Origin of the sequence: Paenibacillus pinihumi DSM 23905 = JCM 16419, assembly GCF_000422505.1 — a bacterium.
GTDB lineage: Bacteria > Bacillota > Bacilli > Paenibacillales > Paenibacillaceae > Paenibacillus_D > Paenibacillus_D pinihumi.
Genome location: NZ_AULX01000018.1, coordinates 66,491 through 91,601, shown reverse-complemented (window position 1 = coordinate 91,601; position 25,111 = coordinate 66,491). Strand labels below are relative to the sequence as shown.

Sequence of the window (25,111 nt, the reverse complement as noted above, 5' to 3'; positions counted from 1 at the left end):
CTGTTTCCTTGAAAGGATGAGAATGATGAAAATGAAGAAGTTAGTGGCTTTGATGTTGTCAGCAATTATGCTTGTGATGTTTGCTACTGCGGCTAACGCGAACCCTATTTCCAACTCGTATGTGATCACCGGGCAAGGCACTTTGAAAGTTACCGGGACCGCTTATTTCAACCAAGGCTCCCCTGTTGGGCTCATTCTGGCGGATGTTTACCGGTTGGAAAATGGCACAGAAGTGTTTGTAGAGGGCAGCCGTTCGAATATACTTACCAATCCTACAGTTCATAACTATACAATTAATTTTGACACTGTATTTCCTCCTGGCACTTATATCATCAAATTCCAATATGCCGGTTCCCTTAACTACATTACACATTATGCATCGTTCTCTTAATACAACCTGGTCGCAGCGGGTGCCATCAGATGCAGTAGTCTGGCGGCCAGTTGACTAAAATTATGCACAGATCCATTTCACAAATGACCCCCTGATTTTTCGAGGGTCATTTTTTTGTTGGCTGCTTTTTCAAAAATCGAACGCTGACCAGCATAAATCTTAGTCATAATCTGAACCTCTCCCTCTGAAGTTCATTATCTATAGGCAATTGCAAAGTCTAATCTTATGAATAAACTTTATAGCCTTATCAGGGATTTTTAGACATGAGTTTCCGTTATCTAATTAACCTAAAAATTGTATTTATACCTTTAAATAAACAAATTTAGAAAAAAGACTTCCATAAAAGAAGAGTCTATTGTAAAATGATGTTATTAATTAGTCACACATGGTAATTTAGTCACAAAAAACCTAATCGGTTTAATAGAAGCTGTTCCGACCTCACAATTTAAATATTCCTTTAACTGGTCTCAAAGGGGGTTTATAACGAATAGAAGTTTCAAGAATACCAATCTTTCACTATCCGGATTTAAGCAAGGCGACAAGCTACCTTCTTATTTAAGTTGAAACTGGAGGAGTTTACATGCAGCCCGAACGTCCGCTTGGAGAACATAGACGTTTCTTAAAACAAATTTCCGAAGAATACAAACTGGGAACATATTTCCCTCGCCATCTCACGTTGAATATTAAATCTGAGCCTGAATCTTTCGAATGGCTTCGAGAAACCGAACATGGATCTGTTGTCTTTCTAATGAGTGCTTACTGTTCGGCATGCAACATGAAACCGGTCCAAGAATTTGTTGAGCAGTATACGGCTTTTCGTTACTGTGTCTTATTTGAAGGAACTTTGCAAGAAATGGAGCAGCAGCGTGACATTTATGACCTTGATATCCCATTTCATATATGTGATGCTGCTAAAATCACGACCCAGCTAATGGTAAACGCCATGCCTTACGCCCTGGTCCTGAATAAAATTGGACAAGCAGTTGGTGCGGGAATATTTAATGATTATGAAAAACTGGAGATACTGACAGCTCCTTTGATTCGTGTATATGAGAATCAGCTTGCAAAGATATGAAATCTTTCTTTTATACAATGAAGTGCGCAGGCCAAGCATTTTCAAAAGTTTACCGATTTGATAAATCTGTTGTTTTGCTTGCATTATTTGCATACACTATTGTCGCTTTTCAGGCCAACATCAATATCTTTTTTAGCAAATGGATTGTTGATCAGCTATCTTCAAATAATATTCAATTAATCATGGGAATTATTGCGATTCTTATTACATGTCAGCTTTTTCGTCTTGGGCTGGAATCATATTCGCAGTTCAAGAATCGAGAAATGCATATGAAGTTTGGCATTCATTGTGAAAATGAACTGATTGAGCTTGTCGCCAGGACAGAACTTCTCGACAAGGAACATCCAAAATTCACAGGAGATTTTTCCTATTGGTCCTTTATCAACGGTAAATATTTGGAATCTTATAACGCCGTGACCCAACTCATCAAGCAAGGTCTCGTTGCACTGCTAAGTTTGTCTTACCTGCTTTATTATCACTTGTATATCGGCATCGTTGCATTACTTGTCGGAACGCTCAAGGGTCTCTATGACCTTTATGCTGTACGTCAGAGAGTGTCCATTGATGAGAAACTTATGCGGCAATCACGGGGATATTATTATTTTTTTGATTTATTGACTGGCCCCCAGACGCAGAAGGAGATTACATTATTTCAGCTAGTCCCTTATTTTCGTCAAAGGTGGCTGACAAAGAAAAACGAGGCTACTGCTTTATCCATGCAGCTTGAACGATTAAATCTTAATAGAAAATTCGCAGGCGAACTGCTCTCCATTTTCAGTTCCGGTTTCGTGATTGTTATTATAGCTTTTTTGATATTTAGAGGCACTCTGACGATCGGCGATTATGTGGCAATCACGATGGCATTAACCATTACCGAGAGTAATATTTCCATGATGTTTGCTTCCGTATCAGGTTTGACAGAAAATGCAACTCATATCCGTAAACTGCACAAGATTGAGCGTGATATCCAGGCTGCGACCCGCTTACAAGAGCAGCACAAACCCCGGACCTTCCGTTTTGAAGATAAACTTGAAATCCGGAATCTCACTTTTCGTTATCCAAACCGGGATGAACCAACTCTCCATGAGATTACCGCAGAAATAAAAAAGGGCGAGATGATCACTATACTAGGAGAAAATGGATCTGGAAAATCCACTTTGATCAAACTGCTGCTGGGTCTTTACCAGAGTAAAGACGACTCCATATTCTATGACGGAGTCAGCATTCGAGAGTTGGACAGAACCGGTATGTGGGAGAAGACGAGTGCGGTATTTCAGGACTACATCAAATATATGACAGATGTAAGGGACAACATCGCTGTCGGGAATGTTGCGGAAGCAAACAATACCTATAAGCTGCACGCAGTACTCGAAAAAGTAGGGCTTTCTAAAACATTCAAGCACGGGCTGGACACCAAGCTTGGTATGCTTGAAGATAGTGCAGTAAATCTGTCCGGGGGGCAGTGGCAAAGGCTTGCATTATCACGGGTGTTTGTCTCTGATGTTCATGAATTAGTCGTGTTTGACGAACCAACCTCTGCACTTGACCCGGTCAGCGAAGTCAGACTTATGGATGAAATCCTGCATTACTGCCAAGGGAAAACCGTTCTTATGGTATCCCATCGTGTAGGCATTGCAAAACGGGCTAACCGAATCTTCGTTATACAAGGCGGCCGGATTGCCGAGTCAGGAACTCATGAGGAACTATTGAAGCAAGAAGGCCTATATCATGAAATGTGGCATCAGCAAAAGCAGTGGTACGACTGATCATCCACTGAAATGGAGGGAGAGACGATGTCAAATCGTAAGACTGGCGGTTCAACTGACAGTGGCCCGCCAATCGGATCAACACTGCCGGGTTTCCCGCCTGGAGTTAACAAGTACAATAACTCAGCTCAGACGAAAGAAGCAACGGCCCGGGTCTTGCTGTTTGTATCCATGCATTGTGCCCATTGTATTGATCTGCTTCCTCATATTGAAAACATGGTCCAAAGCTATCGCGAATTGTCATTCCAGCTCTTCACTACTGGTGATGAGGCGGATAATCAAAGCATGATTGATTATTTTGGATGGGGATTCCCTGTTCACTCACTGGACCAGAGCGATATGGAAGCCTATTTTACAGTAACCTACCTTCCTTTTATGATCTTCCAGGATGCGGCAGGGGCCGTAGCTGCTAAAGGGGTCATTTATAATGCAGATGAATTTTATCAAATTATGAAGGGGTTTAAGAGCCATACAACAGCATAAATAGAAGCTACTCGTTTTAAATCTGACTTTCACTTGAAAGGAGGTGAACATAATGGCTTGTGATATTCCAGGATGTGTAGTTGTATTGAGAAATGAAACTTATTGTTATACCAGCCCTTGCAATTCTGGTGGTCAAAACTATCCAAAAACAATGGCTTCAAACAAACTTCTCGGCTGTGATGATGGATCAACAGTACCATGCCAACAACCAAGAGTCGGTTGCTGCTATTAACACAAATGGAGGAGGGGAAATTTCCCCTCTTCTCTTTTTATGCCAGGATAACAACGGAGGGATGAAGTTGAATACGCAGATTATTGTGTGTGACCGTATTACCAGTAATCCACAATTGAAGGGCCACGAGTTGGGAAAAGTACTCAATGATATAACGATTCCGGTTCTGCCCTATGCCGTCGAATTGAATATACTTTTGAAAATTTTTGATTTTCCCGCAGGAGAGGCCCTCGATACTCATTTTATATTTACGAATAGCAGGGGAGAAAAGATTGGTCAGACAGGCTTGACTGTTCTTCGGAATTACCGGATGGAAGATCAAGTTCCAGGGGTCGATAAAGATTTTACAGTAATTCTTGTACTTACAGAGCCAGGAATCGTCCATATCCGATGCTTGGCTAACGGTAAAGAAGCAGCATGGTACCCCTTAACAATCCGGCTTCAGGATGAGGAGCAGCATGCCTCCTGATAGTTGAACTATTATCTGTACTGGGGGAGTAACAATGGCAAGCTGGATTGAATATATTTTGGGCCTGGTAATTGCCGTTTCCTTTTTTATACCTTTTTACATGAAGCTTCAGAGCATTCAAGGATTCAGGGTAGAAATTTATGCCTATAAAGTGCTGCCAGCGGCTTTTCTAACCTGGGCGGCAGCAGCCATATTAATAATGGAATGTTGGCTGTTTATTTGCTTTGCAACAGGTCTGGCGGAGGGATGGAAACATATACTAGGGATCACTCTGCTGACTTGCTTTACCTGGTTAACATGGAACAAGAAAAGGAAAACCGGAATAGAAGCCTGTGCCTGCTTTGGCAATATCGGATTTCTAAATCGCTTTCCTATTTATCGGAATATTATGCTGATTATTCTTTTACTCATTGATTTTTTCTTGTCGGGACAGGTTATTCAAGATATCTACCTGATGGTGCTATCCCTTGCTCTGGTTATGGCGATGTCTTTTTCAATTGACATCATGCAGCACATCGGAAGACGAAATGAGGCGTAGCAATGTTTAATTTAATTTTTGGATTCGTGATAGTTTGGCTTATCCTATCCTCAGCAATCCTCATCCACTTGAAAATAAAGGAACGCCGGGACATTCAACAACAAATCAGACAAGTGGCGCAAACATTTAATACAACACCAGAACTTGTATTGTTTCTGGATTATACTTCCCCGGACTTCAAAGAAATAGATGAATTATTGCTATCAGAGACGCCTGTCAGTTTTGTTGTTGTATTCCGGGCACCTATATGGTTAATTGAAGTTAAAAAGAAAAAATGGGTTACCCACCATGTCCTATCAAATACTAATATCATTAGCTTGCTGGACTCTGGTGGAACAGGAACAAAGGCTCTTCGGATACAGAAAGAAAAATTTCAAGTTTTTCATGAGATACCTGCTTTAATCAGGCTGACTGCACTACAGAAATAAAACATAAAGAAAAGCGGCCAACAAGGCCGCTTTTCTGAATTTGTTGCCTAATCCTAACGAAAGCGAAATATTCACAACTCTCACTTTAGGGGAGCCGCTACGGATAGCGGATGATCATCCGGCGCCAGCTCAGCCGCTGCTGCATTCGCATTGACCTGCGCTTCGTCTTTGCAGCCGGGAATTACGCAAGTAACCGCATCATGCTTAAGGCACCATGCCAGTGCCCACCTTGCCATGTCTGCACCTTCAGGCACTTCGTTTTGCTGAATCTCCTGTACCTTGCGCAAGCGGTCTGCCGTTTCTTCCGGGTTATGATTTTTGCGCACATCATTGTCGGGGAATACCGCCCCCGGCTTATACTTTCCGCTCAGGTAGCCGCTGGCAAGCGGAACACGTGCAAGCACACCAAGATTTTGCCGGATACAAGACGGGAAGACCCCCTCTTCAGGCTGCTGATCAAGGCGATTATAGACCACTTGAATTGTGCTGGCATTGATTTGCGTTGCCGAGTCAACCTGGTGCAGGCTGTTCTTCTTATTCAGTGACAGGCCGAGATGGCGAATTTTCCCTGCCTGAACCTGCTTGTCCAGCATCGTCCACAGATCGTCCTTATCAAAGGCCTCGTCAGGGCCGGAATGGAATTGGTACAAATCGATATAGTCCGTTTGCAATGCGCGAAGCGAGTCTTCCAGCTGCTGCTGAACCTCTTGTGCGGAATATTGATCCGTCCGGTTGAGATGACTGTGAAATTGATGCCCGAATTTCGTCGCAACGACCCAGTCCTCCCGTCTTGAGGCCCGCAAATATTGTCCAATCAATGCCTCGGACAAGTGGTCCCCATAGCATTCGGCCGTGTCGATCAAGTTGATGCCCAATGATTTGGCTGTATCCAAAATGCCGTTTACCTCAGCTTGGGTGTAGGATTTTCCCCATTCCCCGCCAAACTGCCATGTACCCAAACCGATGACCGACACATCCAGATTGGTCCGCCCCAATTTACGATATTTCATTCCACATCACTCCTTTTTCAGGTAGCATAATCGATTTGGGCAAACAGATCAAGACAAGCATCTCAGTACGAGAGCAAGCTTTAAGATATTCCGCGCTTTCCTTTTTCCAAATATTTGAACTCATTATTAGGCATTCGCATAGGATGAATTAAAACTTTTTGAGGTGATAAATTTGAATTATCCGCACTACCCAACTCAAGTCAGCCCTGCCCAAGTCAGCCCGACTCATATCCAAACAGTTTCCTCTATTGACCCCTACGTTGTCGAGGCACTTATGCGTTTGAAGGGACGCTGTGTCGTACTTGAAACTACCCGGGGCGCCATTGAAGGAGCCATTGTTGACGTCAAGCCTGATCATGTGCTTTTACAACTTCACAGCCGGCAAGCATGTGTGCGAATTGCTGAAATTGTCTGGACAATGCCCTTATAAGACGGATTTGGGCTACACGTTATTCCTCCATTGCGACCCGCTAAGCGGGTCTTTTTAATGAGTGGCCAAACCAGGCCGGCTTCATCAAGAGGAATAGCTCCTCCAAACGGGTATAATGACCGACAGGATTGCTGCGGCAAACAATTCATTCCAGTATGTGCCATACTCGCACGAATGACTTTCGAGCCGGGCAGCCATTTGACAAGTTATACATTAGTACTATATAGTTCTAAACATGAAAAGAAACCAAAATTCCGGTAACCGGCACATCGCAATGCGGACAGCCACCGCCCTTTTTCTGGAGAAAGGTTATTCATCGACCAGCATGGACGAGATTGTAGCCGTCAGCAAAGTCTCCAAGACCAATATTTATTACCACTTTAAAAGCAAGGAAGAGCTGTTAACCGCCATTGTCAGTCAAATGATTGATCAGTACAAACAGATGATTGATGACATTGTAAGCCAGAACAGCCGGACTGTAATGGAACGCATGAGTGAATTTGCCATGCTGCTCTCCGAGCGTACGCCCAGCAGTTCAGGCGGATGTCCATTCCTTACGCTTTATGTCCAAACCTCGCATGAATTTGGTTTTGTCAGAGAGATGATCGGGAACTTTTTTCAGGAGCAGACACAGACGATAGAAAAGCTGCTCCAGGAAGGCGTCGATCGCCATGAATTCAAGTCCGAACTCCCTCTCTCCCGGCTAGCGGCACTCATTGTCTCGACAATTGAGGGCAGCCTTTTTTTGCAACATACAACAAAAGATCCTTTGCTGCTCACAAACACACTTCAAACTTTGGCATTTTTGCTGAAGTAATTTTTTTACTCTAAATTAGTACTAATCAGTACTATTAAATAGACAAGGAGGAATTTCAAATGCATTCTATTTTTATTACTGGAGGAAGCGGATTTATCGGACGGCATGTGCTGGCAGCCTTGGCCAAAGCGAACCATAAGCTGTATGTCCTCGTCCGCTCCAGGGAGAAACTGATGGAGGCCATGCGGGGAATCGGGTGGAATGACTTCTCATTGATTACACCTGTACAAGGCGATCTGACCAAGCCTTCTCTCGGCTTGAGCTCTGCTGATTTGCAGCTGTTGCTGGGTGTCGACATCATCATACATGGTGGCGGGCCAATGAATATTCTCCTGCCTGAGAAAGAAGCTGAGCAAGTGTTTGTCCAACCCGCTGTTGAAATTGCCGGGCTTGCCAAAAGGATTCATAATACTAACCCATTGAAGCAATTTATTCATGTCGTCGGATTCAAGTCGCCTTATACGGAATCAAATAACGGACATGCCCGGCAGGCCAGCCAGGACCAGCTTCATTCATTGCCTCCCTATGAAAGAATGAAGTTTCAGGCCGATTATATTATTCGGCAAGCCCTCGGTGAGTCGGGGATTCCACTTGCTATCGTCAATCCGGGGGTCGTCATCGGAGACTCGCATACAGGGGTAACCGAACAAGTAGGGGGATTAGGCATCCTTGTCAACAGCGTGCGCCGGAAGCTGATGCCGCTGACTCCCGTAGGGGATGATTACTGGCTACCGCTGGTGCATGTTGACCACGTGGCTGCTTTCATTGCGGCATTAGCTCAAGAGGAGCGGCCCATCAATCATACGTATTATCTATTGGACCAAAAACAAAACACGCCCAATATAATCGGGCTGACAAAGCTTATTGCCAAAGAAGTACGGGTTAATGGCCCCATTGGCGCTATGCCCTATGATTTCACCAAAAAAATGCTGAATCTTGGAGCAGGCAACATGTTGAACATGCCCAAGGAATCCATTGATTTTATTACTAATGCCGATTTTCCGGTTTCATCCAAACTTGCAATCGAAGCCAGACATGACATGGACCTGTCAGTCGTTCCAGCCTCCTTGCCCTTTGTTATCGCAGACTTGGATTACCGGATTTCGCATGGAAGCCTCCATATACCTGATCCCTTTCATCTGAATAGAAGAGCCAATCTGGCTACCATTGAAAAGGAAGGCAAAGGGACGCCCATTATTCTCTTGCATGGGACATTCAGCACATCCTATGCGTTATTGCCGCTGGCCCGGCATTTAGCTGAGGCTAAAGCAGACACGCCCATCTATATTGTGGATTTGCCGGGGTTTGGCCGTTCTCCCTTTCATCATGCTCCTTCGTTGCTGGAAGGCTATGAACAGTCCATTCTGGACTTAATTACTGGCATAGACGCTAAAGTCATCCTTGCCGGGCATTCATTCGGCGGTTACCTTGCAGCCAAGATGATGGAAAAACTGCCGGATTATATTCAGCAGACCATTTTGCTGCAGCCTATGCTGGCGCCCGTCTCGTCCAACTATAAGTCCTCCCGCTTGACCCGCACCCTATTGCGGTGGATATCCGAAGCTTCATTAAGAAAGAGCATGGTAAAGGCCCAAAGCTTCGCCCATAAGGACGAAATCCCGGACAGCTACGTCTCGTATATCCATGAGGAGTTTCGATCTCCCCGGGTTAGAGCCGCAACAGCAGAGGTTATGGCGGCCATTACCCGCGCAGCTCAAATATCGCTTCATCCCGACAGCTGGGATGCGGACAAAGTATCGATCTTTTGGGGCACACAGGAGCAAGATTATAAAATACCGGATGCCTATCACAGGTTCAATATGACCGCATTGCCTTACGCCCATCAATTCCCTATTTCCTACCCGAAGGACACTGCACGTCGGATACTCAACGTTATGGGGAAGTAATTCTTCAATGCCGTGGCGAAAACCATGAGTAGCGGATGAGCTAAATGCGGCTGTGGGAAAGGGATGAATAGTAAAGAAAAAAAGCGGTAATGCCATGGGAGGAGGTGAATCCGGACAATGGAATTCACCTTGATGGCAAAGCGGAATGGGTACGTATGTCCCATACGGCACAATTATGAGGGGAGTAAGGAGCAAGAGGGAACAAGGGGGATAAGCCTTTTCGTTAAAAAAGAGGAGAAACCCGGAGTTTTGTTAACAAAACAGGGGTTTCCCTTACTCTGAAACAGGCAAGCCATTTATATGACAGATGCTTACAACAGATCGCGCTCCAGCCAGTTGGTCGGGAAGAAAGAGTTGATTCGTCCGACCTGCTGTTCCAGTGCACGCTTATATACGTAATCACCTAGGGCAATATCCAGAATGCCAAGACCAAATGCACTATAAACAACCGGCTTTCCATGCTCCCGTGCAGGGGCATTGCCCAGCAGAATATCCCCGATCGTACAGCGTATGAACGACCGTTCGCCTGCATGCTGCTCCGCCAGGTGGACAGATGTCTGTGCTCTGCAGCAATGATCCACATCATCCACTACATTATCGACGCTCAGTATGGCCTCAGGACTAATATCACGCAGCGACGTATGGAGGATGATACTGTCCGGAGAACACATCGACAGATCATGGATATGAGGCTGAACAGCTGTTGTAGCCAGTGAGATCACAGTCGATTTAGCCAGCACGGATTCCATATCCGGTTGCACGACAATATCGATATTTCCCGCATATGTCTGGCACTTACGCTTGTATTGTTCAGCTCTCACAGAGTCCACATCATATACATATAAGGTTTGAAGCTCCGGATTGATACTCACCATAAACCTGAACGTCTCGTAATTAATAAGCCCGCAGCCAATCACTCCCGCTGTATGAAGCGGCCTGCTCTCCAGCAGGCGATTTGCAGCAAGAGCCGCTCCTGCTGCTGTCCGCTGCGCGCTGATGACCGAGCTTTCCATGATCGCCTTCGGGCGGCCGTTGCTCATGTCATTCAAAATAAGTGTCGCGGAAGCTCTCTCAAGCCCCTGCTGAATATTGCCCGGAAAGGAAGCAATCCACTTTATACCTGCTACATTAAACTCTCCCCCCAAATATGCCGCAAGGGCAATAATACGGTCCCGCTCCTGCTGCGGGAAGCGGAGAAAGGTAGAGTGCGGAAGCTCGCTGTCACCAAGGCTGTGTGTCTGATATGCCGCCTTGACGATTTCAATCGTCTCCTTTTCATGACCCTTAAGAATGTCAACAATCTCATCGCCGGTGACAATTACGATCTGTCCCTGGTCTACCGCTACGCTACTCATAAGCTAATCCCCCATTTAAATTGGTCTGCACCCACTCGTCCGAATAAACGGTATCCATATAACGCTCGCCGCTGTCCGCAAATATGGCAACACATGTGGCATTATCCCTGATCTCGGGTTCAAGCCGCCTGATCGCTGTAACGATCCCTCCGGAAGACCCGCCCGCAAGGATCGATTCGCGCTGCATCAGCATTCGGCAGCCTTCTACGCATTCCATATCGGTTACATGCATTTGCCTGTATTCCATCCCCGGCTGAAACAGTTCCGGCACCCGGGCGGCGCCATGGCCGGGAATCAGGCGCTTGTTGCGTCCTGTGTCGCCGAAAATAACGCTGCCTTTTGCATCCACTGCCACAATTTTCGTATTGAGCCTGTTTTGTTGAATATATTCGAAGCATCCCCTGAAGGTTCCGCATGTGCTGACGGAGAGGAACAGGTAATCAACCTCGCTATTCAAGGCTCCCATCACTTCCCCCATAAGATTGCGGTGCGCCAGCGGATTGTCGGGATTTGCATACTGGTTGCACCAAAAACTGTTTGGGGTCGTTTCTTTAAGATAACTGACGCGGTTAATTCTCGCTTGAAGATATTCGCCAGTGACCGGATCAGGGTCACGTACCATATCAATGACCGCGCCATATGCCCGCAGCACCTTAATCGTCTGCAGGTTCGTCTTCGGATCAAGCACACATATAAATTTCAAGCCCAAATAATTGGCCAGCTGCGCAAGCCCTACAGCCAGATTGCCGGAACTTGATTCAATAATCGTTGTTTCAGAATTGATATTCCCGCGCTTCCATGCCTCTTTGATCATGCTGAGCGCTGTGCGGTCCTTGATGCTCGATCCCGGATTGCACATCTCAAGCTTGCCATACAGGTGAAAACGGTTCTCTGACAGGATACGCTCCAACTTCAAGAGAGGCGTATTGCCGATTAAAGAAACAACCCCCGTATCAGGAAATGCGAGGGCTTCTGTTGTGTTTATCATCTTATCATCTCTCTCCACTAATCATGGTTTTTCTTGCTACCTGCCTGCAACCGCATTTTCAAGTATTGTGGAACTCTCAACCCAATGACGCTCTTTGTGAAAAGGATACGTTGGCAGTGGCACCCTGTCAGGCCTATCCGTTGCATAGAGAAGATGCCACCTTACAACAGCGCCGCTTGCCCATTTCTGAATCAGGTATTCCGCCGCATGATCTGAAGAGGGCTCGATCATGAATGATGCCGATTCCTCATTATTGCCAGCCCAGTCATCAGCCGCAGCCTCCGGGACATCCACCGTGCCCCGATAAAACTCATGCGCAGCGAGTTTTCCCTGCGAATACAGAGACAGCTTTCGATGAAGCTCCGTCAGGTTAGAGGCCGTAACCCCAAGCCTCTCCCCAAATTCCTCCCGGCCGGCCTGCAGCGTATAGGCGATTTCAGGCAGTGTGCATGAGCCCGCGGGAATCGGCTCAAGGCTATAATTGATATGCAAGAATCCGTTGCTCTGAGCGCTCCGGCTGATAAGCGGATGGATAAAAGCAGCCAAATCAGCAGCATATTGCCGCAGGGACGCTTCGCTCTTGGCCGAAATCGGAATGGCATAGTGATGCTGCTTGTTGCCAGCTTCCGCCAGGGACCGCTCCTTGGGCTGCTGCGGCTGTCCAATAAACTCCTCCACTATGGCATGGGCAATGACCCCGCCTCCGCCAAAAGAACTGATTCCCGCTCTTCTTGGCTGGCGCTGTCCATCCTTCGCCATTTTGTCCGGCCATGGGGTATTGGATTGAATAATGTGCAGCGGGCTATCGGCCAATTCCAAATAGGGATTGATCTCCTTCAGATTGACATTGGCAGGTATGACGCCATGCTGCATCGCAAGTACAATTTTCAGCAGACCTGCGAGACCGCTCGCCGCCTCCATATGCCCCAGGTTGGATTTTACTGATCCAATTCCGCATGAATACGAAGCCTTTGCTTCCGGAGAAAGCTTGTTCATTGCCTCTTTCATCGTTTTGGAGAGTGCATTGACTTCCACAGCATCGACCAGACTGATTCCCGGCCCATGGAGCTCCACGTAATCGAGCGATGTGAGATCAATGCCATGACGCTGATAGGTCAGGTTGATAAGGTCCGACTGGGCAGTGGACTTTGGCGCGGTAAATGCACTGGAACGGCCAATATGACGGGTTGTACAGCCTCTTAAAACCCCATGAATATGATCCTGGCCTGCTATCGCCGCCTTCAAGGGCTTTAAGACAAAGGTGATGACTGCCTCGGACCTGACATAGCCATCTGCATCTTTGTCAAAGGTTTTGCAGCGCCCGTCACTGCTAAGCTTGCCAAGCTCGTCGAACACCTGGAACAAGCGCGGACTCAAAATCAGGTTGCTTGCCCCTACAATTGCCGTATCGCACTCCCCGTTATGCAGCGAATCCATAGCGCGGTTCAAGGCAGTCAGCGAACTGGAACAAGCTGTATCAATGGCTTCGCTTGGCCCCGTAAGATTAAAGTGGTGGGAGATCAGATTCGGGATCAATGTCCGCTCCATCCCGGCTGCTGCAAATAAGTCGAGATTATTCCCGCTCTCGCGGAGTACATCCATGTAGTCGGTATAGGCTACGGCCGTAAATACACCAACTGGCTGCTCTGACAGCTCCGACATTTTGTATCCGGCATTCTCCACGGCCTTCCAGGCCGTCTCCAGCATGAGACGCTGCTGCGGATCCATCTGTCTGGCCCTGTCTTCCGGCACGCCAAAAAAGCCAGCGTCGAACTTATCCACATCGTCGATAAATCCGCCCCATCTGGCCTTCGTTTCTTCGCCGGATACACGCCTCCAGTCCCATCTCCCGGAGGGAATCTCTGTAATGACATTAGCGCCCTCTATCAGATTGCTCCATAACTTTGCGGCATCGCCCGCTCCTGGCGTGCGCGCAGCAATACCAACAATGGCAATTGCCGACTCCATCCAGGACGGATCTTCCACTTCAACCCTGTCATCTTCCGCTTGAGAATCAGATTTCGGAGGAGACGGCAGAGACAAGTTGTTCACTGTGCACGTTTGCTGCAAACCTTCCGCATAATACGATTTTAATTGGTCCCGGCAGTGACCCAGCAAATATTGAATAATACCCAGAGTGGTGCCAAAATCAAAAAATTGTGGCGGCGCAATCCGTATCCCGTACTGTTCGTCCAGCCTGGCGCTCAGCGTAATGAATTTGATAGAGTTAAAGCCGCTCTCTATCAGATTGGCGCGCTTATCAAGAACGGCATCACCCTTGTTCATAATATCCGCAATGATTGCACCGACATCCCGTTCCAGCCAGCCAAGCAGCAGCCCTTTGATGCTTTCCTCAGATAAACGGGCCGCTTTCTCGCCAGCATTCAGGCTGGCGGATTTCCCGCCCTTATCTTCTGTTACGTGACTGCCTGGCCTTTGCAAACCGCTAACTCCGAATTGGTTTTCAATTTCGTTCAGTGCACTGCCGGTTAAAATCTTGCGGTCGATTTTGCCGTTAGCTGACAATGGGAACTGGCCTAGCTGCACCCATACATCTGGCACCATGTAATCCGGCAGGGTCATCTTCAAGGCGTCCTTGAACGCTTTTTGAAGATTCGCAGGCGTGGAAGACGCCGCTTCAGGATCAGCAGCAATCCAGTAGGCTACCAGCGTTTTGTCCTCCAGAGACTCCCCTCTGGCAGCCACCGCGGCGTCCTTTACTTCACCCAGCCTCTGAATGGCTGCTTCGATCTCTCCCAACTCGATCCTAAAGCCGCGTACCTTGACCTGATAATCAATACGCCCGTGATACTCGATATCGCCAGTGGACAAATATTTGGCCCGGTCCCCCGTTCGATACAGCCTCCCGCCAGGCTTGACAGCCAGATGATTAATGAGAAAAGCCTGCTCTGTCCGCGCCGGATCATTCAAATAACCGCGTCCTACACTCTCTCCTGCTACATAAAGCTCGCCGACTACACCAATCGGCACAGGTGCCAGATATGCATCCAGTGTATACAAGCTTGTATTCTGAATCGCCCGTCCGATCGGCATAATCGTGCAATGCTCCGGTGGCGGCCCATGCAGTACATAATGAGCGACATCATCCGAGCATTCCGTCGGTCCATATGCATTGATCATGGGGATATGCGGATATTTCTCAAACCATCTGACGCAGAGAGTAGGCGGCAGCGCTTCGCCTGTGACCATCATCCATCGCAAGCCATGAAGTTTGGCCGCCAGATCTCCCCTTGAGCCCACAACGTCAAGCATAGCGTGAAGCAGGGAAGGGACCGTCTCCAGTATGGTTGCACGGGCATCGGCCAGAGCTTCCAGCATACGGAGAGGATCTCTAACGAGATCATCCTCTACAATCCGTGTCCGGCCGCCTGCTACAATCGCAGAAAGAAACTGCCAGACCGAGATATCAAAGCACTGGGATGCATTTTGTACGACGACGTCGCCGGGACCGATAGACATTTCGTTAATTTTAGAATACAGATGGTTCAGCATCCCGCGATGTTCCACCATCGCTCCTTTTGGCTTGCCTGTAGAGCCGGACGTATAGATGACATACGCCAGATGATCAGCCGTGACCCGAATACCGGGATTGCGGCATTCCGTCTGAAGTCCGTATAACCGGGCAACAGGCAAAATGGCAACCTGCTCGCTTTCCGTCTCCTTCGCAACCGTTTCCGACCCGCTGAAGGCCGTCAACAATATAGCCGCTCCACTGTCTTCCAAGATGCCGGCATGCCGGCTTGAAGGATGCTTGGGATCAAGCGGAATATAAGCCCCGCCTGATTTTAATACGCCTAATACAGCAATTAAAAAGTCGCAGCTCCGGTTTCCCAGAATACAAATCCGGTCATCCGGGACGATGCCCCTGGCAATCAGTGCCGCCGCCACTTCATTGGCATAGCGGTTCAACTGCTCATAGGTCAAGGAAGTTTTGCTGTCAAACGCAGCTACTTCATGAGGCGTTCTGGCTGCCTGGCGTTCGAATAACTCATGCAAGCGAAATTCATGGGGATAGGACAAAGCAGTATCGTTCCACTGCAGTTGAAGCATCCGCTCGGATGAGCCAAGCAAAGTCAGCTTGCGGATTGGCAAATGCGGATGATCAGCGATACTTTGAAGCAGGGTCACAAAATTTTCAGCCATCCGGGATATTGTATTCCGTTCAAACAGGTCAGCGTCATAGCGCAACGCGCCTGCAAACCGCTCTCCCAGCTTTGTCATGACGAGCATCAGGTCATTTTGCCCTTCTTCGCTCGGCAGATCAAATGGCGTCCACAACTCTGTACGGGTATTTTCCGCCTGCTGGGCTTTGCGGATATCGTCAATAAAAACGAACATCACCTGCAGCAGCTGCTGATGTCCCGGATCAGCTTTTAATCCCAGCTTTTCCGGCAGCAGTGCATAAGGGTATTCCTGGTGCTCCAGCGCCTCCAGTACATTCCGCTTGATCTGGCGTGCAAAATCGGCAAAGGTCGGATTACTGCCACAATCCGCTTTGATCACCACTGCGTTGATAAAATAACCGATTATGCCGGCCCATTCAGGCTGGGTCCGGCCGGTTGCAGGCGTTCCGACAACCAGCCTGTCCTGGCTGGTATAACGGTGCAGCAGTACTATATATGCGGCAAGCAGCGTGACATACAGCGTATTGCCTGTCTCATGCGCCGCCGCAGTCAGCCGCAGCAGCAGCGGGGCGTCCAGCTCGAAAGCCACAGTCGCGCCATTGCCCCTCTGTACAGGGGAGCGGGGGAAATCAAACGGCAGCTGGAGGGCATGCAGCTCCCCGTATAATTGATCGTACCAGTAAGCCGACAAAGATTCCCCTTTGGCTCCCGCAAGCATACGTTGCTGCTGAAGCACATAATGGTCATACTGGCATTCAAGAGGCGGAAGAACAGCCGTCTGCCCGGCGGTTAACGCACGATAGCAGTCTTCCAGCTCCCGGACAATCAAATGATAAGACCACGCATCCATAATAATATGGTGGGCTGTTAACACCAGACAGCTATGATCAGCCATACGAAACAATTCCGCACGGAATAAAGCGCCCTTGCCGAGGTGGAATGGCTCTTTGCCGCATCGGGCCATCTCAGCTCTTGCCTGTTCGGCGGTCAGCGCACGGCAATCGTATACCTGCCACTTCACGCGTTGACGGTTATAAATGACCTGCAGCACATCCGGACCATCGCTTTGAAAGACGGAACGCAGCGCAGGATGGCGGTCTGTCAGCTGCTGGCAGGCCTGCTCCAGCATGGATTCATTCACCTGCGAATTGAGTCGCAAGCCGAGTACGGTATTGTAGGCCGCGCTTGCCGGTTTAAATTGATTCATCATCCACATGGCCTGCTGGGCTGGAGATACAGGCGCCAGTTTAAAAGCATCCCCGATTTTCGTCAGCTTGACAAAGTCAGGGCGGTAAGCAGTCAGCGCCGAGAGCATCGATTCTGTCATGACGCCGTTCTCATCGCTGAAGCGCAGCTTCCCGTTCTCCACTTTGAAGGCAATCCCTTGCAGCATCAGATCGTTAAGCAAGGAATAAAAACGCATAGTTCTCCCCCCTTTTCGTCAAAGCTCCATCCAAACGGCTTTTTCCTGTTTTTGTTCGGATTGTGTCGCCACCTCTTGCCATTGCTGCCCTTCGTCTAGTCCCCGATTCTTTACTTCGCCAATGCTTTGGGAATTCACAGGACCGCTGCGCTGGAGCAGCTCTATGAGCCCTTTCGTATGCAAGCCGTCCATAAGCTGGGCCATTGTCACCTCAATGCCGTAATCCTTCATAATGGTATTTTGGATGTGGATACCGACTAATGAATCCAGGCCCAAATAGATTAATGGACGAAGCTCATTCAATTCATCCGCAGACTGCCCGGGCTGAATACCCAGGCTGTGCCGTCCAAGCAGCTCATATACATAAGCTTTTGCATCGGACAAGGGAGAGGCGGGTGGAACGATTGCTTCGAGGGCAGGGGCAGCTTGAATGGCGGCGCGATGAATCCAGAATCGCTCCCTCTTGAAGGGATAGCCCGGCAATCTCAAGCGCATGGGACGGACTGTGTACAAATCACGCCACACAACTTCGCCGCCGCTCACCCACTGCCGGCTAAGATTTGCTGCATATTCCTGCCCGCCCGATGCCGGCCCGCCTTGAAGCCTGTACATGTCATGCTGCTCGCGCCCGCCTGCTGTTTGCGGGCTTGAGAGGACAACAGGCGAAGGATGGTCATTGAGAAAATGATCCAGTCCCTGAATAAGGTCCGTTACATGACTGGCCATTACGGCCATGCGCACCTTCATTGCTTCGCGCCCGGTTTGCATTGTATATGCAAGAGGCTTCAGCATTGTGGAGTCATTGGATGCTGCACTGCTGACTGCCCAATCCCGGAGCTGTTTTGCATAGCGCTTGAGGCTGTCGGCATCCGGTGCAGACAATGGGAATATCAAGGTTTCCCCGCCTGATGGGAAGGACTGGCCCCCGTTCGCTCCCCCTTCTTCCGCGCTATTCCGATTAGCATATGGATATTCCTCAAGGACGAGATGGGCGTTCGTTCCGCTGAAGCCAAAGGAGCTAACCGCTGCACGTCTTGTGCCGGATGCTCCAGGTTCCCATGCTTTCAGGCTGGCGTTCACATAGAACGGGCTTGCATCCAGCGAAATATGATCATTTAAGGACTGAAAATGAATCGTCGGAGGCAGCATTTTATGCTTCATCGACAACAGTACCTTGATCACGCTTGCTGCCCCTGCTGCCGTCAGCAAATGGCCGATGTTGCTTTTGACCGAGCCAAGAGCGCAATAGCCTTGCTTCCGGGTGAATGTCCGCATGGAAGCAATCAAGGCTTCAACCTCTATCGGGTCACCCAGCTTTGTCCCTGTTCCGTGCGCCTCAACCATCGTGATCGAATCCGGGTTAATCCCGAAGCGTGTATATACATCACGTTCCAATTCACTCTGTGATTGGCTGCTGGGAGCGGTAATTCCGTTTGTTCTGCCGTCCTGATTGACGCCCCAGCCACGAATGACCCCATAAATCAGATCCTCGTCGCGAACAGCATCAGCAAGACGTTTCAGCAGAATGACACCTGCCCCTTCTCCCGGGACAAAACCGTTGGCCCGGTTATCAAACGTATAACAACGGCCGTCCGGGGACAGCATCCCGGCCTTGCTCGTCATAATATGCATATCGGGGGTCGTAAGCACGCAGACACCTCCTGCCAGCGCCAAATCGCTGTCCCCGAGCTTCAAGCTGTTGCACGCCTCGGCAATGGCAACCAATGAAGCCGAGCAAGAAGTATCGATCGCCAGGCAAGGGCCTTTCAAATTAAGCAAATACGAAATTCTTGCGGGCAGGATGGCGATTGATCTGCCGACAAGGCCATAGGCGCTAAGCCCCTCGCTGCCCATATGATGATCATAATCATTCACAGAACAGCCCGCGAATACGCCGCACCGGCTGCCTGCAAGACTGGATGGAGCTATGCCTGCATCCTCCAGACTGCGCCAGCAGTGCTCCAGAAATAATCTCTGCTGAGGGTCCATCAGCTCGGCTTCGGCCGGAGACAATTGAAAAAAATGCGGATCGAAACGATCCGCATTTTCCAAAACCCCCATCCATTTGGAATAGCTTTTGCCCGGAGACTTGGGATCGGCGTCATAAAAGCTCATATCCCATCTATCCGCAGGAACTTCGCTTATACAGTCGCGCCCTTCCTTCAAATTATTCCAGAACTGTTCCAATGTATCGGCCATCGGGAATTGCCCGGACATCCCGATAATGGCGATTGCATCGGACTCAGGCGCTGCTTGCCTTTTGGCCGCTTCATAGCTTTCACGCTCTGAGGATTGATGCTGTTCCGGAGTTGGCCCGCTCTCCCCAGAAAGCGTCTCACGAAGTCTGCGTTTAGCCTCTTCCTGGCTTATTACTCCCTCCTGCAGGGACCTTAGGATCGCTTGTGCGTTCATTTCTCTCCCTCTTTAACTGTCAATTTGATAACTCAATTTCCAAACAGCTGCATGATTCGCTCTTTAACCTCTGGCCTGTGGATCGTCTGCTCGTGCATCTCAATCTCCTGCTGAATGATTGACGGAAGCATCTCCCGGATATTTTTTGTCAGATGGCGCTTGAGTGTTACCAGCGACTCCCGGGGCTTCTGCGCAAGATCACGAGCCAGCTCCAGCGCAACGGACAACACTTCTTCCCTCGCAACGACGGGAAATGCAACCCCGCGCCGCTCCAGGTCGGCGCCACGGTAGGCGCTTCCGGTCATCAGCATCTCGCTTCCCAGCGGATAACCCAGCTTGTGAGGCATGACAAGAGTTGCCCCCATGCCGGGTGTAAAGCCGTATTTCATATAGTTGGCTGAGTACACGCTTTCCCGGCTTAACACAATGAAGTCGGCAAACAGCCCCATGGACAAACCGCCCCCGATTGCATGCCCTTGCATCGCCGCAATAACGGGAACCGGGCATTCCAGTGACAATTGGAATACAGATGCATCTGTAAATACGGCTTGTCCGGTATGGATAGACAATAGGCCTTCCTTGGTGCCGCCGGTCGAGAAGTAGCTGTCATATCCCGTCCAAATGACGGCACGGCATTCCGGCTTATCCCCGGCTTGCCGGAATGCCGCTTGTAAAGAAGCGGTCATATCCGGGGTCAGCAGATTTTTATGTTCCCGGTCCTCCATTTTCAACAGCATAATGCCCGGCTCTAGCTCAATGAACTGAATAATAGAGTCATTCATAACTGGTTTCGCTCCTAAGATTCCCATGGAAATTGTCCTGTCACGGCATATCTGCTGATATGCGCGGCAATGACCGGATCCGCAAACATCCGCCGGTTCGCGGCAACAGCCTCGGCTCTGGCGGATGTGATATCGTTGCGCAGTCTGGACATATACTGTTTGTAATTAACAATCGCTTCCTTCGACAACCGTGTCAGCCGGGGCAGATGCCTGCGAAGCAAATGCTCGCTGTCCGGGCCGCCAGCATCGGCAAGCCCCCACTCGAGTGCTTGTCCGGCGGTAATCGCTTGCGTGGATAACGTCATATAATGGGCTCTCTGATAGCCCACACGCCGGATTAAGAAAGGCAGCACACAGGCCGGGAACAGCCCGAACAGCATTTCGGAAAGGCTGAATTGTGCGGTTTCATCTGCGATAACCATATCGCACGCTGCCGCAAAACCCACACCCCCGGCATTAACCTTGCCCTTTACATGGGCAATTGTGACATAAGGCCCTTCGGCAAGCCTTTCCCACAATGCATATAGGGGTTCGGCAATATCCGGAGCCTGTGTCCCTGTAGTGTGATACTCGCTCACACGGTGAAAATCGGCTCCCGAGCAGAACACTCCCGGCAGCCCTTCCAGTGTCACAACCTGAACCTGCTGCGCACAATAATCCAGCACTTCCGTGCACTCTTCGATCATGCGGTCATTAATGGCATTGTCCGCATCCGGCCGGTACAATTGGATGTTCGCTACTGCGCCCCGCATGTGGACACGGATCGTTTCATACGATGTCCTCATGTGAAAGTCGACCAGTTGTACAGGCGGTGATAATCACGGATTTCATCCAGCACAAGCAAAGGCGCATCATGCCTGCTCGCGGCTTGAGGAATGCTGAGCGGATCCAGCTTGACATTGCGTATCCCAAACCTGACAATGCTGCTTGCGTGCAGTACGGCTTCATACTCATCCATCGCCAGTGAGTACCGGGCGGCAAGCTTGCGGCCAATGTCCATTTGCCGCTGGCGCTCTTGTCCTTCAGGAGTTACAATGCCGCTGAAAAATTCCGAGCTGCATCCGGAGCCGTAAGAAAACAATCCGACACGTTTCGGAACGGAAAAGTCCCCATTGTCAATTACACCGGCCAATGCCAGGAATAAGGTGGCTCCCATAATATTTCCTACGCGCTGGCAATAGTACAGGCCGGGAAGCACACGCTTCTCAAAATCCGCTTCTATTTCTGCGGGCTTGGCCTTTACCATCTTGCGCATCATCGTACGGTGGGCGCCTTTTACCATCCCTCCAAAGGGGGTGTGGTAAGCCATGTAGTCAAACGTATCGCGATAGTGAGCCCCTCTAACCCTTCTCTCATACTCCAGATAGGTTTGCTCGCAGCAGTCGAGATAAGACAACAGCGACAAATCGGCATCTCCCGCCTCACTGTCCGGCACCGGGCGGCAAGTATCCATGACCTCATATCCGTAATAGCCGTTAGCTCCCGGATCAATCTGGAATACATAGGGCTGCTCCGATACAATCATCGCTACAGCACCTGCCCCGCCGCTAGGTTCTACAAAGGACCAGTCCGGCGCAAGCGGATCTCCATCCTCAGCTTTTAAATGCCGGGAGATATCAGTGGCTACAACCAGCACCTTCGCTCCCGGGGATACCTGCGACAATACAAAATTGACCGCCATCTGCAAGCCAGCCGTCCCTGCGTAACAGGCTTGCTTAATTTCAAATAACCGGCAGTTGCGGGACAAGCCCAAATAGTGATGCACATACGTGCTGATGGATTTCCCAAAATCTATGCCTGATTCCGTGCAGGTAATCAGCATTTCAATGCGATTTTTCTCCGCTTCGGACATCCTGTCAATAAGCGGCTTGGCTGCATTGACCGCGAATGTGACCGGGTCCTCATTCGGCAATGCCACCGTTTTTTCCAACATTAATAAGTTCTCAAACCGGGCCGTATCCAGCTTCCGATACTTGGCCAGCTCCATCACATTTAGGCTTGCAGTTCCGCCAAAGGCATTCATTACTTCTATTCCCGCTGCAATCATCTGGACTCTACCCTACCCCCATTCAGATTCGCTGCAAAATGACAGCTGTGTTCATACCGCCAAATCCCATGCTCAAATTTAAAGCGTGCTGCACTTCATGCCCGATTGCCTGTCCGGCAACCCAGCGCAGTCCGGCATCAATCGGGTCCTGTAAATTGCGGGTCGGATGCAGCCGGGATGCCTTCATCTGGAGCAGTGTAGCCACCAGCTCAACATTACCGGCCGCACTCAGACCATGTCCGGTTATTGACTTCGTTGCATTGAGACAGGCATTTTCAAGGCCGCTGTCTCTGATCACCTGTAATTCAATTTCATCTCCGATTATTGAGCCTGTTCCATGCATATTGATATAATCTATTGCCCGCGCATTCACCCCTGAGGAAGCCAGAGCCTGATTTACAGCCCGCGCCTCTCCTTCTGCGGACGGATTCGGATTGCGGTTGCCATCCGCAGATATTCCCCAGCCGGCCACTCGCGCCAGAGGCTGCTGCCCCCGGCTGGCAGCATGTTCCGCGCGCTCAAGCACGATGGCGCCACAGGCCTCGCCATAGATGAAACCATCCCGCTGACGGTCAAAGGGGCGCGAGGCGGAAGCCGGGTCACCGGCATACCGCTCCGATCCCATTGCGCCCAGCGAGCTGAACGCTTGACACTCCAAATAGGACAAGTCCATTAATGCGCCAATGGCAACGACAACGTCGGCTTGCCCTGAACGAATCGCTTCAGCTCCGGCTATTACCGCCGCTTGACCGCTCGCCGAGGCGCCGCCCATCGTATAAGCAAATCCCCTGATTTGGAACTGCTCCGTACAGAGCCCGCACAGGTCGCTGTCCATAAAAGTCAGACCGTAGGTCGGCTTCGTATACAAAGGGCGGTCAGCATAGCTCGCATACGTCAGCAATTGTTCCCGCTGCTGAACATTGGAACCGCCTATAATCAAACCGATGCGAGCCGGGTCCATATTGTCCAGCCCTGCCTCTTCCCAGGCTTCCAGCAGTGTAACAAGGGCGGCCTGTGCAGTTAGCGAGGCTCCCCGCCATAATCGCCGGGAAATTCGGCTTCCCGGTGCCAAAGGTGCGAGTTCAGCCCCGATGAATTGCGTATCTTTTTGCCTGCCTGGCCGCCGCATGATCCCGAATGCATGGTCCCCGCGGAAGAGGGCCTCCGCAAAGGCTTCTTTCCCTTGCCCTACGGCAGATGAAACTCCCGCACCGGTAATCCAGACATCAGACGAGCTGTAATTTGTCATAAATAATGTCCACCAATTCACCTATATTGCTTGCCCCGAATAATTCGACACGCGGGATTTGCAGCGATAAGGATTCCATCGTCATCATGACGATTTCTGCCCGGTCTACCGAGTTGGCCCCCAGGTCCGCAAGCCGGTCCGTAAACTGGAACGTATAGTCTTCCAGCTCGGGAAGCAGCTCGCGGCTATGATTCACAATAATGTTAAATATCGTTTCCTTCGTCATTTTTAAATTCCTCCTAATGCAATAAGCAGCTTCTCTGCCTGCTGAATGTCAAGTTTGCCAGACTGTACCTGCTGGAGCACATCGTCCACCGATTGCTTGCCTCCTGCTGTCCGGGAATGACTGCTGTCTGCAGCCGGTACTTGTGCTCCGCTTGTGAAGGCCCCTTGTGAAGGCTGTACATAGGTTGACAAGTAGCGGGCGAACTCGTTAATGGTCGGATAATCGTATACCTTCGTTACAGGTATTGCAGTATTAAACAGGCGGTTGATAGTTCTCAACCATTCAACGCCTACAATGGAATCAAGCCCCAATTCATTAAACTTCGCGCCGGTGTCTATCTTCCCGCGATCCAGATAGAGGGCGTCGGCCAGACTATCCGCCAGCTTCTCCACCAGACCGCTCATAAGCGCCTCTTCTCCCTGACTTTTTGCATGAACGTGCTGCTGAGAAACCTTTCCATTTGATACAGTTACACTTTGTGCTTCTGCAGAAGCAGGGCTCCCCGGGACATTTACGGCTTGCACCTGCTGTGCCAAATAGGAAGCCAATGTGCGCAAATTCGGGTAGTCATATACCTTGGTGGCCGAAATATCCGTTCCGTACCGGCGATTGATCGTGCGCATCCATTCAACACCAACAATCGAATCCAGTCCCATATCTGTAAAAGGCTTGTCCATATCGATAGCCGCTTCATTCAGGTACAGCGCCTCTGCCAGACTTGCAGACAGCTCTTGCTGCAGGCGCCGTATCGTCGCTTGAGTGTCTTCCCGACCAGCAGCTGCCTCAGGACTTTGAGGCTCTTGGCCGACACTCCCAAAAGCTTTCACCATTTCGCGTGGTTCCGGTCCAGGTGCTATCGTATTGAATGTCCCTGTGTTCTGCCCCCCTGCCATGTTGAAAGCTCCTTCCATCGCTGATTGCCCCGGAGAGCGGAGCGT

The 25,111-nt window shown here is 49.7% G+C and carries 20 protein-coding genes and 1 pseudogene; 10 read left to right on the top strand and 11 right to left on the bottom strand.

The annotated features are described in order from the left end of the window. Positions 1–31 precede the first annotated feature (31 nt). The 7 genes from H583_RS0104095 to H583_RS0104060 all read left to right on the top strand — a co-directional run bounded on the left by H583_RS0104095 (position 32) and on the right by H583_RS0104060 (position 5,382). A complete protein-coding gene (locus H583_RS0104095) occupies positions 32–391 on the top strand; it encodes a hypothetical protein (protein ID WP_154665796.1) in 360 nt (119 codons plus the stop codon). Between the two features lie 580 nt (positions 392–971). Then, a complete protein-coding gene (locus H583_RS0104085) occupies positions 972–1,466 on the top strand; it encodes a hypothetical protein (RefSeq protein WP_028559354.1) in 495 nt (164 codons plus the stop codon). Next, positions 1,463–3,232 carry an ATP-binding cassette domain-containing protein gene (locus H583_RS0104080; RefSeq protein WP_028559353.1) on the top strand — a complete coding sequence of 590 codons (1,770 nt, stop codon included), beginning with the start codon at positions 1,463–1,465 and terminating at the stop codon, positions 3,230–3,232. The genes H583_RS0104085 and H583_RS0104080 overlap by 4 nt, the downstream gene beginning before the upstream one ends. Positions 3,233–3,259: 27 nt before the next feature. Continuing rightward, a complete protein-coding gene (locus H583_RS0104075; protein ID WP_028559352.1) occupies positions 3,260–3,715 on the top strand; it encodes a TlpA family protein disulfide reductase in 456 nt (151 codons plus the stop codon). A gap of 92 nt (positions 3,716–3,807) precedes the next feature. Next, positions 3,808–4,416: a hypothetical protein gene (locus tag H583_RS31850; RefSeq protein WP_245585837.1), complete on the top strand. Its 609-nt coding sequence runs from the start codon at positions 3,808–3,810 to the stop codon at positions 4,414–4,416. A gap of 34 nt (positions 4,417–4,450) precedes the next feature. Then, positions 4,451–4,954 (top strand): MauE/DoxX family redox-associated membrane protein, encoded by a 504-nt coding sequence (locus tag H583_RS0104065; RefSeq protein WP_051235967.1) that lies wholly within the window; start codon positions 4,451–4,453, stop codon positions 4,952–4,954. Positions 4,955–4,956: 2 nt separating this feature from the next. Then, positions 4,957–5,382, top strand: a complete 426-nt coding sequence (locus H583_RS0104060) for a hypothetical protein (RefSeq protein WP_028559350.1) — start codon at positions 4,957–4,959, stop codon at positions 5,380–5,382. Positions 5,383–5,462: 80 nt separating this feature from the next. Here the strand turns inward: H583_RS0104060 and H583_RS0104055 are convergent, their stop codons facing one another. Next, positions 5,463–6,392, bottom strand: coding sequence for an aldo/keto reductase (locus H583_RS0104055; protein WP_028559349.1), 930 nt, complete (start codon positions 6,390–6,392; stop codon positions 5,463–5,465). 163 nt (positions 6,393–6,555) lie between these two features. On the opposite strand from H583_RS0104055, the gene H583_RS37840 reads away from it, so the two are divergent. The 3 genes from H583_RS37840 to H583_RS0104045 all read left to right on the top strand — a co-directional run bounded on the left by H583_RS37840 (position 6,556) and on the right by H583_RS0104045 (position 9,546). Beyond that, on the top strand, positions 6,556–6,822 hold the full coding sequence (locus tag H583_RS37840) for a DUF2642 domain-containing protein (RefSeq protein WP_081666975.1): 267 nt from the start codon (positions 6,556–6,558) through the stop codon (positions 6,820–6,822). Between the two features lie 235 nt (positions 6,823–7,057). After that, entirely contained in the window at positions 7,058–7,639 is a 582-nt protein-coding gene (locus tag H583_RS0104050; protein ID WP_051235964.1) for a TetR/AcrR family transcriptional regulator, read from the top strand. A 59-nt stretch (positions 7,640–7,698) separates the two neighbouring features. Continuing rightward, positions 7,699–9,546 carry an alpha/beta fold hydrolase gene (locus tag H583_RS0104045; protein WP_028559347.1) on the top strand — a complete coding sequence of 616 codons (1,848 nt, stop codon included), beginning with the start codon at positions 7,699–7,701 and terminating at the stop codon, positions 9,544–9,546. Between the two features lie 311 nt (positions 9,547–9,857). On the opposite strand, the gene sbnB is transcribed toward H583_RS0104045, so the two are convergent. The 10 genes and pseudogenes from sbnB to H583_RS38065 form a co-directional block, all read right to left on the bottom strand. After that, on the bottom strand, positions 9,858–10,901 hold the full coding sequence (gene sbnB / locus H583_RS31845) for a 2,3-diaminopropionate biosynthesis protein SbnB (protein WP_036708441.1): 1,044 nt from the start codon (positions 10,899–10,901) through the stop codon (positions 9,858–9,860). Then, a complete protein-coding gene (sbnA, locus tag H583_RS0104030) occupies positions 10,894–11,889 on the bottom strand; it encodes a 2,3-diaminopropionate biosynthesis protein SbnA (RefSeq protein WP_028559346.1) in 996 nt (331 codons plus the stop codon). Before sbnA ends, sbnB begins: the two co-directional genes overlap by 8 nt. A gap of 36 nt (positions 11,890–11,925) precedes the next feature. Next, the gene (locus H583_RS0104025; protein ID WP_028559345.1) at positions 11,926–17,457 is read right to left on the bottom strand and encodes a non-ribosomal peptide synthetase; all 5,532 of its coding nucleotides are present in this window, start codon (positions 17,455–17,457) and stop codon (positions 11,926–11,928) included. 18 nt (positions 17,458–17,475) lie between these two features. After that, positions 17,476–19,869 carry a type I polyketide synthase gene (locus H583_RS0104020; protein WP_028559344.1) on the bottom strand — a complete coding sequence of 798 codons (2,394 nt, stop codon included), beginning with the start codon at positions 19,867–19,869 and terminating at the stop codon, positions 17,476–17,478. 32 nt (positions 19,870–19,901) lie between these two features. Then, entirely contained in the window at positions 19,902–20,651 is a 750-nt protein-coding gene (locus H583_RS0104015) for a polyketide synthase (protein WP_028559343.1), read from the bottom strand. A gap of 14 nt (positions 20,652–20,665) precedes the next feature. Then, on the bottom strand, positions 20,666–21,436 hold the full coding sequence (locus H583_RS0104010) for an enoyl-CoA hydratase/isomerase (protein WP_036708436.1): 771 nt from the start codon (positions 21,434–21,436) through the stop codon (positions 20,666–20,668). Then, positions 21,433–22,698 (bottom strand): hydroxymethylglutaryl-CoA synthase family protein, encoded by a 1,266-nt coding sequence (locus H583_RS0104005; RefSeq protein ID WP_028559341.1) that lies wholly within the window; start codon positions 22,696–22,698, stop codon positions 21,433–21,435. The genes H583_RS0104010 and H583_RS0104005 overlap by 4 nt, the downstream gene beginning before the upstream one ends. A gap of 22 nt (positions 22,699–22,720) precedes the next feature. Then, positions 22,721–23,947, bottom strand: coding sequence for a beta-ketoacyl synthase N-terminal-like domain-containing protein (locus tag H583_RS0104000; RefSeq protein ID WP_028559340.1), 1,227 nt, complete (start codon positions 23,945–23,947; stop codon positions 22,721–22,723). Then, on the bottom strand, positions 23,925–24,173 hold the full coding sequence (locus tag H583_RS0103995; protein ID WP_028559339.1) for an acyl carrier protein: 249 nt from the start codon (positions 24,171–24,173) through the stop codon (positions 23,925–23,927). Before H583_RS0103995 ends, H583_RS0104000 begins: the two co-directional genes overlap by 23 nt. Before the next feature lie 2 nt (positions 24,174–24,175). Continuing rightward, positions 24,176–24,892 (bottom strand): annotated as a pseudogene (locus H583_RS38065) (acyl carrier protein); the annotation flags it as partial. Positions 24,893–25,111: the final 219 nt, after the last annotated feature.